This is a genomic window from Mycobacterium sp. RTGN4, from assembly GCF_033804635.1.
Classification (GTDB): Bacteria; Actinomycetota; Actinomycetes; order Mycobacteriales; family Mycobacteriaceae; genus Mycobacterium.
The window spans coordinates 95,859-110,848 of sequence record NZ_JAPZLB010000008.1 but is presented as its reverse complement, the minus strand read 5'-3'; the positions used below and the strand labels follow the sequence as shown (position 1 = coordinate 110,848).

Below are 14,990 nucleotides of genomic sequence, written 5' to 3'. Positions count from 1 at the left end.
GGCATGAGAACTGCGGTGGTACGTGTCGACGTCGACCCGACGGCGCGGCTCACGGCCGCGCAGCTACGCGACGGCATGACTGCCTTGACCGAGCACGCCGCCTCGGCTGGGGCCGACGTGATCGAAGCCGACCTTGCGTTGATGCCCGCCGGTCGCAGGCAGGTCGAGGTGCTGATCGCCGGCGCGGACCCCGACGAGTTGAAGCAGACGGCAGTCGAGTTGTGCACCAAGGCTTTCGGGGTGTTCGGCGCGCTGCCGGAAGCGGGCGTGCTCACCTACGTCAGCCGGGGCACCGACGACGATGCGCACGGCGTGTTGGCGGGGCTCGGCCTGCAGGGCGAGATCGCACGCCTGGCCGATGACGAAGGCTGGGACGTGATCCACGTGACGCTGCGCAAGTCCGACCTCGAGCGGGTTCCGGAGAGTCGAGTGCACACCGCGTTGGAGGCCTCGCTCAACTGCGAGGTGCACATCCACACGATTTGACCGGATCATCACGCGCTCAGGAAGTCCAGGATCGGCGGCGCGGCCTTGACCCACGAGTCGAAGAGACAGAACTTCGTTCCGCCACTGGCAGCGAACTTCTCGCCCGCGCGCTCCCAGGCATCCTCGGGCCACGGCGGGTCGATGAGTTTCGAGCCCTTGATCAGGCAGCCGACTTCCAGCGACGTGCGCTTGGGATGGTCCCAGTCGTTCTCGCCGCCGCGGATGATCAACGTCGGAACCGTGATGTTGTCGAACAACTCGTCGGGAACACCAGGGATGGTCTGGCCGGGCTTCGACACGAATGCGTTGAGCCACCGCAGCATCACCTTGAGGAAGTCGTCGGCGTCGAGCGCCAGGAACCGGTCGCGATTCGCGGGATTCTCTTCGATGCGTTGCTTCCACTCGGCGACGTGCAGCAGACCCTTGATGCCCATCCCGCGCACCGCCAGGATGCTCGGCACGATGTAGTGGCCGCCGAGCACGAACGAGCCGTACACGCCGCCAACGATGTTCCACACCACCAGCTTGGTGACCAGTTCGGGGTAGAGCATCGTGGTGATCATCGAATCTCTCGCCCCGCCAGAGCCACCCGCGATGATGCACGGCCCGATGTCGAGCTTGACGATCAGCTGCGAGAGCGTCTCGGCGCGCATGTGAGATTCACTCTGGCCCCAGAACTGGACGTCCGATGCACCGCAGTTCGGTCGGTCCCACAGCAGTACTCGGTAGCCGCCCTTGACGAGCGCCCGCGCCAGCGGCTTCAGCCCTGGAATGTCCTTGCTGAATCGGCCGCCCGGGGTGAGCACGATGAAATCGCCCGTCTTGCCGAGGATCTCGTAGACGACGTCGCCGCCGTTGAGCTCAATCTTCTTGGAAGGCAACGCCGACTCCCGTTTCGTTAGGCCGTCACGAGTACGTCGGTGCCGACGACCCTGACGGGATAGGTGCGGATGCTCCACTCCGGTTTGACCGCGGTGGTCCCCGTCGCAAGCTCGAAACCCCATTGATGCCAGGGGCAGAAGATGAACTCCATGTCGCGAACCATCACGGCGTCGCCGGGCACGCTGTCATCGACGATGTTGCGCCCGCGCGCGCGGCCTGCGCACAACGGACCGCCTTCGTGCGGGCAGTAATTCGCGATCGCATAGAACGACCCGTTGACGTTGTACACCCCGACGCCGTGGCGGCCAATGGGGACCAGTTTGTGTGTGCCGGGCGGGATTTCGTCCACCGTAGCCACGACGTGTTCACGCCCCTGCGCCAGCCGGGGCGGTTTGATTTCTTCTGGCACTAGTCAGAACACCCGGACTTGGCCCTCGAGGGCCGGGACGGTATCCGGAAGCGTCTTGTAGGTCGCGAGGCCGTTGCGGAACATCACGGCTTCGCGGGCGTGCTCCGGCAGGTGCTTCACGAGCCACCGCGGATCGTCGAACGTCCAGTGCGGGTAGTCCGACGAATACAGCAGGATCTTCTCGCACTCCATCCATTCGAACGCGCGGCTCAGCTCCGTCTTGTCGTCGGGATAGTCCAACGGCTGAGTGGTGAACTTGATGTGATCCTTGACGTATTCGCTTGGCTTGCGCTTGATGTCCATCCACTGCTTGCGCTGCTCATAGATGGCGTCCATTCGCCACATCAGCGGCAGGATCCAGGTGAACGCGTGCTCGACGAAGACGATCTTCAGCGTCGGGTGGCGGTCGAAGGTGCCGTCGAAGACCAGGCTCATTACCTGGTTCGCGGCCAACAGCGAGTAGGTGACCATGAAGTCGTGGTTGTAGCTCGGCAGCCCGACCGGCGGGATCGGCAACTCCTCGTAGTGGCCGCGAGATAGGTGGCAGCTCACCGGCATGTCGTGCTTGGTGGCGGCGGCCCAGATCGGGTCGTACTTGGGGCTGCCCCACGGCGGGCGCGGCTCGGCCTTGATCAGGATTTGGGCCATGTAGGGGTGTCCGGCCCACTCCTCGATCTCGCGGGCCGCGAGCTCGGGCTCCTCGATGGTCGCGCAGATCGAACCGCGCCACCGCTCGTGCCAGTTGTTGTGGGCGTCGAGCCAGTGATTGGCCTGCCAATGGTTCAACGCCGTGGCCATCGCGGAGTTGGCCTCGGGCAGACGGGCGGGGTAGGCGGCGGGTTCCAGGATCCCGATGTCGGAACCGGCCTCCATGATCAACTGCTTGAACGCCAGGTCGGGATCGCTGCCTGCGAACTCGCCGTCGGACGGGAAGGTGTCGACGCGCATGGCGTACGAGTGGGCATAGTCGGGGGCGTCGTAGTAGATCTGCTCGCCGACCGGGTGGGTGTTGAAGTGCTTGCGAAACGGCTCAGGGATGTACTGACCCAGCTCGCCCCTGCGGGGCGTGGGATGGACGTCGGAGTCCACGCACCGCACGGCAATACGCTCAGCCGCAGGCACCCGTGGATTGGCTGTAACTGTCATGTTGGCCTCCTCGCTACCTCTCTACTGTGCGGCCGCGACGGCCGGAATGTCTATGTCTATCCCGTACAGCTCAGCGGCGTTGCGCCAGCACAGCTTGTCCCGCTGGTCGGCGCTGTAGCTGGCGGGCACCAGCAGTTCGCCGCAGTTCCAGTGGGGATAGCTCGAGCCGAACATCGTCATGTCGTCCTTGCCGGTGAAGCCTGCCCACTCGCCCGCGAACTCGACGTCCCCAGGTCCGTCGAGGCTGCCCTGCACGAAGTAGACGTGGCCCGGCAGATAGTCGCTTGGCATCTTCGGCGCCCACGGCGTCTGCTCCAGGTGAGGCCGCCCGAAGCAGTCCATCCGCCACATGAACGGCGTGAGGAGGTCGGCGGCACCGTCGGCCCAGACGAACTTGAGCTCGGGCATTCGCTCGAATACGCCCTCGGCGATCATGTTCATCAGGTGATACAGGTAGTTCAGCGACATGAAGGACAGGTACTGCTCGTAGGTGCGGGTGTTGCCCGACGGGGTGGGTGGGAAGGCCACGCCCGACCCGACCTCGATGTGCACGGCCACTGGAAGATTGGCCGCGACGGCGGCTTCCCACAGTGGCCAGAACTGGGGCTTGCCGTAGAGCTCGCGCGACTGCAACGGAATCCCGATTTGCACGACCCGCGGATGGTCCTTGTACTTGTCGATCTCACGCAGCGCACCGACGATGTCGTCGGGATTGACCCGGATGGTGCCGCGGAAGTTGTCGCCGTACTCGGCGTCCTCCAGCCAGCGGGCGACCAACATCTGATTGTGGCCTGCGGCGATCGCGGTGCCTAGATGCCGGTCCGGCATGATCCCGCGGGTCATCGGATGCAGGATCGCCACGTCGACGCCGCGCTTGCCGAACAGTTCGTCGCCCACCAGCGCGGGGTCGGAGCCTGGGTACTGGCGATCCGGGCCCTTGCTGCCCTTCACGTATTCGCCGCCTGGTGCGCCGTACCAGTCCATCTCGTAGTCGGGAAAGCCGCGACTACGGAAGGGCTCTTGCATGAAGTTCTCGCGCAGGTCCTTGTTCGACGCGACGAAGATGTGCACGCTGGCGTCGATGACGGGGGTGTGGCAAACGTTCCCCGCCGCGTCGCGTATGTCCTTCACCAAGACCCGTCCTTAGGTGTTCGTCCAGCCGAGAGCGCGGCCGGAACCAAACCCCAGTGTAGATCCTTGTTCTTCATTCGCAAGAATAATGTTCTCCAGCACTTCGCTTATGTCAGCGCTGGTGAGAGTGTGTGCTGGTCAGTCGCACGACCTCGCCTGGGCGAAAGCCGATAGTGGTAATTAGAGAATCTATGCTCCATTATTGAGAATGTTATTCTCACTGCAACGCGACGACGGATGAGGGGTTGATCGGGTGCTACTCGAGTTCGATGCTGATCAGCGGTTATGGCAGGAGACGGTGCGCGACGCCGTAGTGAAGCACTGCCCGGCGTCGCTGGTGCGCAGCGTCGCCGAGGACGGCACGGACCCGCTGCCACTGTGGAAGGTCTACGCCGATGCGGGCTGGACCGAACTGACCGACCCCGAAAACGCCGTCGAATTGGCGATCGTGCTCGAGGAGCTCGGCCGGGCGACTGATCCGACGCCGTACCTGGCGACGTTGACCCAGTTCGCCCCGCTCGTCGGTGACCGCTTCGATCCGCTTCGCTCCGGCACCGCGGTGTACAGCGGAGTCAGTGCGAATCGGGACGCCGAAGGTTGGGTGCTGAACGGTACCGACCGGTTCGTGCTCGACGGAGATCGCGCGGACCGGCTCGCCGTCGTGACCGCCGCTGGGGTCTTCCTCGTCGACGTCGACCCCGACGCTCCCCAGCTCACCCGACGTCGGGTCGACGTCTTCGACCCGGTACTCCACGTCGCGGAGGTGTCCTTCGCCGGTCTCCACGTCGCCGACACCGACCGGCTGCCGACCGATCCCGAACGCGCCCGACACGTCGCACTCATGGGCCTGGCGATCACGATGGTCGGGGCGTGCCAGCGCATCCTCGACCTGGCGCTCGACTACGCGAAGGACCGTCAACAGTTCGGCGTGCCGATCGGCTCCTTCCAAGCCATTCAGCACAAGGCCGCCGACATGCACGTCGCGATCGAACGTGCGCGTGCGCTGTCCTACTTCTCTGCGCTCACCATCGCCGCCGACGACCCGCGCAGGCGCATCGCGGCGGCCATGGCGAAGGCGTCTGCGGGGGAGTGTCAGGCCCTCGTCTTCCGGCACGGCCTTCAGACGTTCGGCGCCATGGGCTTCACGTGGGAGAACGACCTTCAGTTCGCGTTGAAGCGGGCCAAGGCCGGCGAACTCCTGCTCGGCGGGGCAGCCGAGCATCGCGCGTTGATCGCAGCGGAATACAAGGAAATCTGATGCAGCTGACCTTCGATTCCGACGTCGAGGAGTTCCGCGCCGAGTTCGCCGCGTTCCTCGATGCGAACCTGCCGACCACCGCCGAGACACTCGAGCGGCCTCGCTCGGTGTCGCACATGCCGCAGTGGGCGCGCAACTGGCAGCGCCTGCTCTTCGACAATGGCTGGCTGCTGCCGGCCCAGCCGCCGGAGTTCGGTGGCCGCAACGCCACCGTGCTGCAGACGTACGTGCACATGGAGGAACTGTGCAAGCGGCGGATCTATCACAGCTTTAATCCCCAGGGCGTCAACATCATTGCGGCCTCGCTGCTGACCTTCGGCACCGACGAGCAGAAGCACCGCTGGGCGGTACCCGTGCTCAAGGGTGAGCTCACCGCGTCGCTTGGCATGAGCGAGCCGAGCGCAGGCTCGGACCTCGCTTCGCTGCGCACCCGGGCCGTGCTTGACGGGGACCACTTCGTGGTCAACGGGCAGAAGGTGTGGACGTCCGGTGCGCACGACGCCGACTACCTGCTGACGTTCGTCCGCACCGATCCGGACGCGCCCAAGCACAAGGGCATCAGCGTGCTCGTCATCCCCACCGACACCCCGGGAGTCGTGCGGCGACCGTTCGCCGACCTCTGCGGTGAGGAGCACAAGGACTTCAACGAGGTCTTCTTCACCGACGTCGAGGTGCCCGCCGAGAACCTCGTCGGCCCGCTCAACGGCGGTTGGGGCGTCGCCAACGGATCGCTCGGCCACGAACGCACCATGATGTGGCTGGGTTTTGCCGACCGAATCGCCAACGCGATCAATGACATTCGGCCGTCGAATGAGCTCGAGCGGGACCAGTTCGCCAGCTCGATCATGGACTACCAGGCGCTGCGACTGCTCGGCTCGGTCGGCCTGGCCAAGGCGGCGCGCGGCGAAGTGGATGTCGCCTCGGTGTCGGTACCCAAGCTCTTCGGTGCGGAGGCCGAGATGCGTGTGCTGGAGTTGGCCCTGAACTCGGCGGGCGCGGATGGTCTACTTCATCCCACGACCACCGGCACCTACGCACACATGAACCTGGACCACTACTTCGCGTCGTGGTTCGAGCGCTACGCGCGCAGCTTCTCGGGCACCATCGCGGGTGGCACGTCGGAGATCCAGCGCAACATCATCGCGCAGCAGGTGCTCGGACTACCCCGGCCACCAAAGTAGCGATTTCGGCGCGCTTTTCCGGATGCAGGTCCGAAAGGCGCGTCGAAATCGCAAGGGGGGCAACGTTACCAGTCGATGACGACGGCGTCCTTGCGCTCGGTGATCGGCCGGGCGGCCTCCTGCTCGTCACAGACCTGCTGCAACTTCTTCAATGTCTCGTCGAGGCTGGGGCCCAAGCGCTTACCGGGCGTGAACGTCGCGGGCAGGTGCTTCATGCCCTGGATGACGCCGATGGTCTCGTAGTGCACGGTGCCCTTCGGATCGCATACGTAGTCCGGCATGCGGTCGAGCACGGCCGTGAGCATCGACTTGAACACCGTGCGCGCCACGTTTGAACCGACGCAGCGGTGCACGCCGATGCCGAAGCTGAAGTGCCGGTTGCCCTTCCGATCGAGGATGACCTCTTCCGGCTGCTCGAACACCGCGGGGTCGCGGTTGGCCATCGCCCAGGACAGCCACAGTCGCTCGCCCTCCTTGAACTGATGGCCGTCGACCTCGACGTCCTCGGCGAAGGTGCGACCGTCGCCGGGCGCGGGGGTGTAAAAGCGCAGGAACTCCTCGGTGGCGGGGTTGAGCAGCGTGTCCCGTTCGCGGCTGAGCAACTCGCGTTGATCCGGGTGCTCCGACAGCCATTCCAGTGAGTGCGCAGTCAGTGCGGTCGTGGTGTCGAACCCGCCGCCGATGATCAGTCCGAGGTTGCCGAGGATCTCCAGGTCCGGCGCGGGTTCACCGTCGATGCGCAGCTCAAGAAGCGCATTGACCAAGCCGGGTCGCGGGTGCTCCCTGATCTGCATCATGGTGTTGATCATGTCGATGCCCATTTGCCGGTTCAGCTCTGCGACCCGGGGGGCGTCGGGGGAGTGTTCCGGGGTGGATACCCCCAGATGTGCTGGCTCGCTGTAGATCATCCACTTGTCGAGCTCGATGCCCATCATCGCCAGCGTGAGCACCGCGGGCACGATGTTGGCCAGGTCGTCGACGAAGTCGATGCGACCCGACTCGATCTTCTCGTCGAGCGCCGCGCGCGTGATCTCGTCGACGAAGGGCTGCCACCGCTTGATCGCCGCGGGGGACAGGTAGGGATTCAGCGCGCCGCGGTAGTTACTGTGATCGGGCTCGTCCATTTCCAGGATGCCGCCGCGCACGACCGTGGCACGCTGCGCCCTGGGAATGGTGATGCCCTTGTAGCCTTTTCGCTCTCCGTGGAGATCGTGATCGTTGGAGATCGCAGGGCAGCGTGCGAGCTCGAACACCTCGTTGCTACCCGCGGCGATCCAGTGTCCGTCGTAGACGTCGGTCCACGCCATCGGGCACTTGGCGTGCATCTCTTCGGTGATCTCCTGGAACTGCTCCCGGTACTCCGGAGTGTGCCGGTCGAAGTGGATGCGGTTCTTCTTGCGGTCGTCGTCGGTCGTGACATCGTTGTTGGCTCTTCGCGCAAGCGGCTCATCGCTGTCGAAGGTCACTGCGTTGTCTCCTTGGTTGATCGTACGGCTCAGTCGTTTGCGAACAGCGTCGTCTATTCGATGACGATGGCCTGTTCCGGGCATGAGTGCGCGGCTTCCTTGACGGCATCTTCTTGAGCTGCCGGCACGATCTCTGACACTGGCGACGAATGGCCGTCGACGTCGTCGAGTACGAACGAATCGGGCGCGATCATCGAGCACAGGGTATGGCCCTGGCAGCGCTCCCCGTCAACCGAAACCTTCACTATCGCAACCCCTTCCAACGTTTTCCTAGGTGGCTCAAATGTGGTAGTCGTACCACTTGAGGAAGCCGCCGGCGTCCACCCGCTGCTGCGTGCCCGTGACGTACCGGGCCTCGTCCGAGGCCAGGAACAGCACCATGTTGCTGATGTCCTCGGGCTCGATCCACGGCACCTTCATGGCTTGCTGGACGTAGAAGACCGGCTCGGCATCTGCCTGAGTCGGATGCTCGAGGTCGGGCCGGAAGGACTTGTACATCGGCTCGCTCTGCAGCATCGGGGTGTTGCAGTTCGTCGGGTGGATGACGTTGGCCCGAATACCCCGGGGTGCCAGCTCGGTGGCCAGGTTGTGGACGAACTGGGACAGCAGCCGCTTCGAGTGCAGATACGCGGCACCGCCCGGATCCGTGCCCGGGTTGTCGTTCTTGGAGACATCCATCAAGGCGGCGGTGGAACCGGTCGCGATGATCGAGGCACCCTCAGTCAGGTGTGGCAGGGCGACGTGTATGGCGTTGATGGTGCCGATCAGGTTGGTGTTGATCACGTCGATCCAGCCCTGCAGATCTCCGGACCCCTTCATCCCCGCGATTCCGGCCGACGTGACCACGATGTCGACGTGTCCGAACTGCGCGAGACCCTCGTCGAGCGCGGCCTGCAGCTGGCTGGCCTGGGCAACGTCCGCCTGCGCCGTGTGGATGCCGCGTCCGGTCTTCTCGACGAGTTTGGCGGTCTCCTCGAGGTCCTCCGGAGTCGACATCGGGTAGCCGATGGTGTCGAAGTCGCGGCAGATGTCGACCGCGATGATGTCGGCGCCCTCTTCGGCGAGCCGGACCGCGTGGCTACGACCCTGCCCACGGCCGGCGCCCGTGACGAATGCGACCTTGCCTGAAACGCGTCCCACTGGATGTCCCTTCGCTGGTTTGTGTTCGGTTAAGTGTTTCGTCCGCCGTTGACGCCGAGCAGCTGCCCGGTGATGTAACCGGCCTCCTCGGAGATCAGGAAGGCGCAGGCGGCTGCGATGTCCTCCGGCTTGCCGATGCGTCGCACCGGGGTGGCGGCGATGGTCTTGTCGATGTCGCCGAGGAAGCCCTTGTCCGCCGCGGCCCGGAGCATCGGGGTGTCGATGAAGCCGGGTGGCACGGCGTTGACGGTGATGCCATTGGGCCCGTACTCCAGCGCCAGCGTCTTCGTGAGTCCGTTCACCGCGGACTTCGCCGCGACGTAGGGCGCCATGTAGGGGGCACCCGAGTGGGTGCTGGACGACGAGATGTTGACGATGCGGCCCCAGCCCGCCTCGATCATGTCCGGCAGGACGGCCTGGATGCAGTGGAAGACGCCGTTGAGGTTGACGTCGATGACGCGTTGCCAGCGTTCGAACGACACGTCGTGGAACTTCTTGAAGCTGTCCAGGCCCGCGGCGTTCACCAGGATCGACACCGGCCCGAGTTTGGCGCGAATGCCGGACAGCGCCTCCGCCACTTGGGCACGGTCCGTGACGTCGGCGGTGTAGGAGTACTCATCGTCGGACGGGTTGAGGTCGAGCACGGCCACATTGAGGCCGTCGGCGCGCAGTCGATTGACGATCGCCTGGCCGATGCCCGAGCCGCCTCCGGTCACCACGGCGTTCTTCACGAGTGCGGTCCTCCCATGGACGTTCTAGTTGGTCGTTTCAGAGACTAAGAATCTTGCTTCCGATTATGAGAACCGTACTCTCGGCTGACGAGGTATCGCAAGATGGCAGCGGGTCAACCTAACGCGTCTACGCCCCGCAAACACCTAGGCTGACCAACCTGACTAGGTCGTCTAGCCTTTCTTGTGTTCTCGCTCTGCGAATGTAAGATTCGCCGTTGATGAGAATGAAATTTCCATCACAGTGAGGAGTGCGGTGTGACCCAGGCGTCAACGATCGCGGGGAACGGGCAGCTAGGCACGGACGGCGCGAGTGGACGTTCGGGTGGTTCACCGGCTGACCGCCGGATGCTGATCGACGGTCAACTCGTCGAAACGGAGCGCACGTTCGCGTCGCTCAACCCAGCCACCGGCGAAGTCCTTGGCTACGCCCCGGAGGGCACCGTCGCCGACGCAGAGGCCGCCATTGCCGCCGCCCGCCGCGCCTTCGACGCGGGCACCTGGGCGACGGACGTCGACCTTCGGATCCGCTGCATGGCGCAATTGCACCAAGCGTTGCTCGATCATCGCGAGGAGTTGGCGGCGCTGACCATCGCCGAGGTCGGCGCCACCCCGGCGTTGACCCAGGGGCCGCAGTTGGACCAGCCCATCCAGATCGTGGGCTACTACGCCGAACTGCTGAAGGACTACCCGCTGACCGAAGACCTCGGAAACATCGAGGTGCGCGGACAGCAGCATCACCGCTGGGTCGAAAAGGAACCGGCAGGCGTGGTCGCGGCCATCATCGCGTACAACTACCCCAACCAGTTGGCGCTGGCCAAGCTCGCGCCCGCACTGGCAGCCGGCTGCACCGTGGTGCTCAAGGGTGCGCCCGACACGCCACTCGTCACGCTGGCGCTCGGTGAGCTGATCGCCAACCACACCGACATTCCCGCGGGTGTCGTGAACGTACTGAGCTCGTCCGACCCCGAGGTCGGTGCGGTGCTCACCACCAGCCCCGACGTCGACATGGTCACGTTCACCGGATCGACCCCGACCGGTCGGCGCATCATGGCCGCCGCGAGCGAAACCCTCAAGAAGGTCTTCCTCGAACTCGGCGGTAAGTCCGCGGCGATCGTGCTCGACGATGCGGACTTCGCAACGGCCGCAATGTTCTCCGCGTTCAGCATGGCGTCTCACGCAGGCCAGGGCTGCGCCCTGACCTCACGTCTGCTGGTGCCGCGCAAGCATCACGACGAACTCGTCGAGCTCGTCAAGACCAACTTCAGCCACGTCCGGTACGGAGATCCCAACGAACCGACGACGTACATGGGCCCGCTCATCAGCGAGCGCCAGCGCGACAAGGTCGACGCGATGGTCAAGCGCGCGGTCGAGGCAGGCGCCACCTTGGCGACGGGCGGGGAGAAGAAGGGGCCGGGCTACTTCTATACGCCGACCTTGCTCACCGATGTCACACCCGACATGGAGATCGCCCAGGACGAGGTGTTCGGGCCCGTGCTCGTGGTGATCGCATACGACGATGACGACGACGCCGTCCGCATCGCCAACGACTCCATCTACGGACTGTCGGGCGCGGTCTTCGGCAGTCAGGATCGGGCGCTGGCCGTGGCCAGGCGGATTCGTACCGGCACGTTCTCGATCAACGGCGGCAACTACTTCAGCCCGGACAGCCCGTTCGGCGGGTTCAAGCAATCGGGTATCGGCCGGGAGATGGGCAAGGCCGGACTCGAGGAGTTCCTCGAGGGCAAGACCTACGCAACGGTGGTGGGCTAGCGATGAGCCGCTTGCGCGAAGACGAGAGGGCACAGCAGTGAGCAAGCCGTTGGAGGGCATCCGCGTCCTCGAAGTCGCGATGTACGGGTTCGTCCCGTCGGCGGGCGCCGTGCTCGCCGAGTGGGGCGCGGACGTCATCAAGGTCGAACACGCCGTCACCGGCGACCCCCAGCGTGGTCTGCGCCAGACCGGGATGCTGCGCGTGGACGGCGATCCCAACCCGAACATCGAGCACGCGAACCGGCTCAAGCGCAGCATCGGACTCGACATGTCGGTGCCTGAGGGCCGCGAGGTGCTGCTCGAGCTGGCCAAGCGTGCGGACGTGTTCCTGACGAGCTTCCTGCCCGGCCACCGCCACAAGTTCGGCATCGACGTCGATGACATCCGCGCGGTGAACCCCAACATCATCTACGCGCGCGGCAGTGCGCTCGGCCCGCGCGGACTGGAGTCGGGCAAGGGCGGTTACGACATGACCGCCTTCTGGTGCCGCGCAGGCACTGCCGCCACCATCACCCCGCCAGGATTGGACGGCATGATCGGGCCGCCCGGCCCGGCCTACGGCGACACCATCTCGGGCACCAACCTCGCGGGCGGCATCACCGCCGCACTGCTCAAGCGGGAACGCACCGGCGAACCGTCGGTGGTCGACGTTTCACTACTGGGTAGCGGGCTGTGGGCCATGGGCCACACCGTTGCGCTGACCAGCCATCTGCAAGAGCTCATGGTGCAGCAGCCGCCGGGTGTCCAGGGCTCGCCGTTCAATCCGCTGGTGTCGGTGTACCGGACCAAGGACGACCGCTACATCTCCTTCGTGATGTTGCAGCCGACCAAGTTCTGGGCCGACGTATGCCGCCACCTCGAGCTCGACGACCTGATCGACGACCCTCGGTTCGCCACCGTCGAATCGATCGCCGAGCACACCGCCGAGGCCGTCGAGCTCATCGGTGCGGTCATTGCCACCCGCACGCTGCCCGAGTGGAGCGAGCGTTTCGCCACGCTCGCCGGACCGTGGGCGCCCGTGCAGGACACCCTGCAGGCCGCGCAGGACGCGCAGATTCGAGCCAACGAATACATCGTCCAGGCAGGCGAATTGGAGTTGGTCGCCAACCCGGTGCAGTTCGATGTCGCCGCGCCGAGCAGTGGGCCCGCGCCTGCGTTCGCCGAACAGACCGACGACATCCTGCAGGAGCTGGGCCTGGACTGGGATCGCATCATCGAACTCAAAACTGCCGGCGCAGTTACCTAGGTCGTAGGAGAAACCGATGCCGTCCCCCGCCGCGAAGGACACCCGCGCACCGCGCGCTGGCATAACGATGCGCTGTTTGCCAGGCGACGTGCAGGGTGCACCCAAACGAGCCGTGGCAGCGGGCGAATCGGTAACAGAACGCGGAAGAATTCAGCATTCCTTCACGGCCGTTAATTTCATCGGCTATGAAGGTCACGGCTTCGCCGAGTCGTTCGGTGGCTACCAGATGGTCGAAGCGGAGGTCACCAATGTGCGCGGTGCGACGTCCGTGAATCCGGCCAGGAATTTAGAAGCCCAAGGTCGCGCGCCCGGGGCCACTGATGTGGCACAGTGCCCTCAGTTGTTTCCACAACGTCGCGCGGTGGCCGCCAGTCGGATCCGCGCTGCACGAATCGCAATGGCGCACAACGTCGGAGGTCTGACAGTTTTGTCAGCCGGCACGATCCTGGAAGGACCCGCAGCCAATGGCAATTAAAGGGCCGGAGCGCTGGACCCCGGGTATCAATCTCGGTAAGGGTTTGTCGGGGGCGATGGGTGCGGTTGGTGGCCTGTTCTCGATGGGTGTGGACGCGGTGAAGTTCATCTTCGTGCGGCCGTTTCAGTGGCGGGAGTTCTTGGAGCAGTCGTGGTTTGTGGCGAAGGTGTCGTTGGCGCCGACGTTGTTGGTGGCGATCCCGTTCACGGTGTTGGTGTCCTTCACGTTGAACATTCTTCTTCGTGAGTTGGGTGCGGCCGATCTGTCGGGTGCGGGTGCGGCGTTCGGCGCGGTCACGCAGGTGGGCCCGGTCGTGACGGTGTTGATCGTGGCCGGCGCGGGCGCGACGGCGATGTGCGCGGATTTGGGGTCGCGCACCATCCGTGAGGAGATCGACGCGTTGGAGGTGTTGGGCATCAACCCGGTGCAGCGCCTGGTGACTCCACGGATGTTGGCGTCGGGACTGGTGGCGTTGTTGCTCAACAGCCTGGTGGTCATCATCGGCATCTTGGGTGGCTATTTCTTCTCGGTGTTCGTGCAGGACGTGAACCCCGGCGCGTTCGCGGCCGGCATCACGTTGTTGACCGGGGTGCCCGAGGTGATCATTTCGTGTGTCAAGGCGGCGCTGTTCGGGCTGATGGCCGGGTTGGTGGCCTGCTATCGCGGGTTGACGATCACCGGGGGTGGGGCCAAGGCGGTCGGCAACGCGGTCAACGAGACGGTGGTGTTCGCGTTCATGGCGTTGTTCGTGATCAACGTGGTCGTCACGGCCATCGGCATCCAGTTGACGGCGAAGTAGGGCGGGGCACGACATCGTGGCATTACGAGCTACCTATCCTCGCGTCACCAAGACGCTGCAGCGCCCGGTCGGACTGTTGGGGCGCATCGGGGATCAGACGCTGTTCTTCGGCAAGGCCATCGGTGGGACGTTCCATGCGACGGTGCACTTCCGCAAGGAGATCGTGCGGTTGATCGCCGAAATCTCCATGGGCGCTGGGGTGTTGGCCATGATCGGCGGCACGCTGGTCATCGTCGGGTTCCTGACTCTGGCCACCGGCGGCACGCTGGCCGTGCAGGGCTATAGCTCGCTGGGCAACATCGGCATCGAGGCGTTGACCGGGTTCTTGTCGGCGTTCATCAACGTGCGCATCGCCGCGCCGGTGATCGCCGGGATCGGGTTGGCCGCCACCTTCGGGGCCGGGGTGACCGCGCAGCTGGGCGCGATGCGGATCAACGAGGAGATCGACGCGTTGGAGTCGATGGCCATCCGGCCGGTCGAGTACCTGGTCTCCACGCGCATCGTGGCCGGGATGATCGCGATCACCCCGCTGTACTCGATCGCGGTGATCTTGTCGTTCATGGCCAGCCGCTTCACCACGGTGTTTCTGTTCGGTCAGTCCGGCGGCCTCTATGACCACTACTTCAACACCTTCCTCAACCCGATCGACCTGTTGTGGAGCTTCCTGCAGGCGATCCTGATGGCGTTGACGATCTTGTTGATCCACACCTATTACGGCTTCTTCGCCACCGGCGGGCCGTCCGGGGTCGGGGTCGCGGTCGGCAACGCGGTGCGCACCTCCCTGGTCGTGGTCGTCTCGGTGACCCTGCTGGTGTCCCTGGCCGTCTACGGCTCCAACGGCAACTTCAACCTGTCCGGATAGGGGACCGC

The 14,990-nt window shown here is 64.9% G+C and carries 16 protein-coding genes; 8 read left to right on the top strand and 8 right to left on the bottom strand.

Annotated features, from left to right (window positions below):
- Positions 1–3 precede the first annotated feature (3 nt).
- Positions 4–486 (top strand): hypothetical protein, encoded by a 483-nt coding sequence (locus SLQ30_RS18650; RefSeq protein WP_319447894.1) that lies wholly within the window; start codon positions 4–6, stop codon positions 484–486.
- Positions 487–494: 8 nt separating this feature from the next.
- Here SLQ30_RS18650 and SLQ30_RS18645 read toward each other — a convergent pair whose 3' ends face one another.
- Genes SLQ30_RS18645 through SLQ30_RS18630 form a run of 4 tightly spaced genes read right to left on the bottom strand, consistent with a single transcriptional unit; the run spans position 495 to position 4,054 of the window.
- Complete coding sequence (locus SLQ30_RS18645; RefSeq protein ID WP_319447895.1) at positions 495–1,367, bottom strand: alpha/beta hydrolase; 873 nt, start codon at positions 1,365–1,367, stop codon at positions 495–497.
- Between the two features lie 17 nt (positions 1,368–1,384).
- The gene (locus tag SLQ30_RS18640; RefSeq protein ID WP_319447896.1) at positions 1,385–1,777 is read right to left on the bottom strand and encodes a Rieske (2Fe-2S) protein; all 393 of its coding nucleotides are present in this window, start codon (positions 1,775–1,777) and stop codon (positions 1,385–1,387) included.
- A 3-nt stretch (positions 1,778–1,780) separates the two neighbouring features.
- Positions 1,781–2,923 carry an amidohydrolase family protein gene (locus tag SLQ30_RS18635; protein WP_319447897.1) on the bottom strand — a complete coding sequence of 381 codons (1,143 nt, stop codon included), beginning with the start codon at positions 2,921–2,923 and terminating at the stop codon, positions 1,781–1,783.
- Positions 2,924–2,944: 21 nt separating this feature from the next.
- Positions 2,945–4,054, bottom strand: coding sequence for an amidohydrolase family protein (locus tag SLQ30_RS18630; protein WP_319447898.1), 1,110 nt, complete (start codon positions 4,052–4,054; stop codon positions 2,945–2,947).
- A gap of 253 nt (positions 4,055–4,307) precedes the next feature.
- Between SLQ30_RS18630 and SLQ30_RS18625 the strand changes: the two genes are divergently transcribed.
- Together SLQ30_RS18625 and SLQ30_RS18620 are read left to right on the top strand one after the other, a co-directional pair.
- Positions 4,308–5,312 carry an acyl-CoA dehydrogenase family protein gene (locus tag SLQ30_RS18625; protein WP_319447899.1) on the top strand — a complete coding sequence of 335 codons (1,005 nt, stop codon included), beginning with the start codon at positions 4,308–4,310 and terminating at the stop codon, positions 5,310–5,312.
- Positions 5,312–6,493 carry an acyl-CoA dehydrogenase family protein gene (locus SLQ30_RS18620; protein WP_319447900.1) on the top strand — a complete coding sequence of 394 codons (1,182 nt, stop codon included), beginning with the start codon at positions 5,312–5,314 and terminating at the stop codon, positions 6,491–6,493. Before SLQ30_RS18625 ends, SLQ30_RS18620 begins: the two co-directional genes overlap by 1 nt.
- 65 nt (positions 6,494–6,558) lie before the next feature.
- Here SLQ30_RS18620 and SLQ30_RS18615 read toward each other — a convergent pair whose 3' ends face one another.
- Genes SLQ30_RS18615 through SLQ30_RS18600 form a run of 4 tightly spaced genes read right to left on the bottom strand, consistent with a single transcriptional unit; the run spans position 6,559 to position 9,830 of the window.
- Positions 6,559–7,959, bottom strand: a complete 1,401-nt coding sequence (locus SLQ30_RS18615; protein ID WP_319447901.1) for a cytochrome P450 — start codon at positions 7,957–7,959, stop codon at positions 6,559–6,561.
- Between the two features lie 53 nt (positions 7,960–8,012).
- Positions 8,013–8,204: a ferredoxin gene (locus tag SLQ30_RS18610; protein ID WP_319447902.1), complete on the bottom strand. Its 192-nt coding sequence runs from the start codon at positions 8,202–8,204 to the stop codon at positions 8,013–8,015.
- A 34-nt stretch (positions 8,205–8,238) separates the two neighbouring features.
- Positions 8,239–9,099, bottom strand: coding sequence for a mycofactocin-coupled SDR family oxidoreductase (locus SLQ30_RS18605; protein ID WP_319447903.1), 861 nt, complete (start codon positions 9,097–9,099; stop codon positions 8,239–8,241).
- A gap of 29 nt (positions 9,100–9,128) precedes the next feature.
- Positions 9,129–9,830, bottom strand: coding sequence for an SDR family NAD(P)-dependent oxidoreductase (locus SLQ30_RS18600; RefSeq protein WP_319447904.1), 702 nt, complete (start codon positions 9,828–9,830; stop codon positions 9,129–9,131).
- 345 nt (positions 9,831–10,175) lie between these two features.
- Between SLQ30_RS18600 and SLQ30_RS18595 the strand changes: the two genes are divergently transcribed.
- The 5 genes from SLQ30_RS18595 to SLQ30_RS18575 are packed head-to-tail and all read left to right on the top strand — an operon-like array spanning position 10,176 to position 14,982.
- Positions 10,176–11,600, top strand: coding sequence for an aldehyde dehydrogenase family protein (locus tag SLQ30_RS18595; RefSeq protein ID WP_319448004.1), 1,425 nt, complete (start codon positions 10,176–10,178; stop codon positions 11,598–11,600).
- Positions 11,601–11,637: 37 nt separating this feature from the next.
- On the top strand, positions 11,638–12,846 hold the full coding sequence (locus SLQ30_RS18590; RefSeq protein WP_319447905.1) for a CoA transferase: 1,209 nt from the start codon (positions 11,638–11,640) through the stop codon (positions 12,844–12,846).
- Between the two features lie 16 nt (positions 12,847–12,862).
- On the top strand, positions 12,863–13,321 hold the full coding sequence (locus tag SLQ30_RS18585; protein ID WP_319447906.1) for a hypothetical protein: 459 nt from the start codon (positions 12,863–12,865) through the stop codon (positions 13,319–13,321).
- Positions 13,311–14,120, top strand: a complete 810-nt coding sequence (locus SLQ30_RS18580; protein WP_319447907.1) for an ABC transporter permease — start codon at positions 13,311–13,313, stop codon at positions 14,118–14,120. The genes SLQ30_RS18585 and SLQ30_RS18580 overlap by 11 nt, the downstream gene beginning before the upstream one ends.
- Positions 14,121–14,133: 13 nt before the next feature.
- Positions 14,134–14,982, top strand: a complete 849-nt coding sequence (locus tag SLQ30_RS18575; protein WP_413468093.1) for an MlaE family ABC transporter permease — start codon at positions 14,134–14,136, stop codon at positions 14,980–14,982.
- The last annotated feature ends 8 nt before the right edge of the window (positions 14,983–14,990 follow it).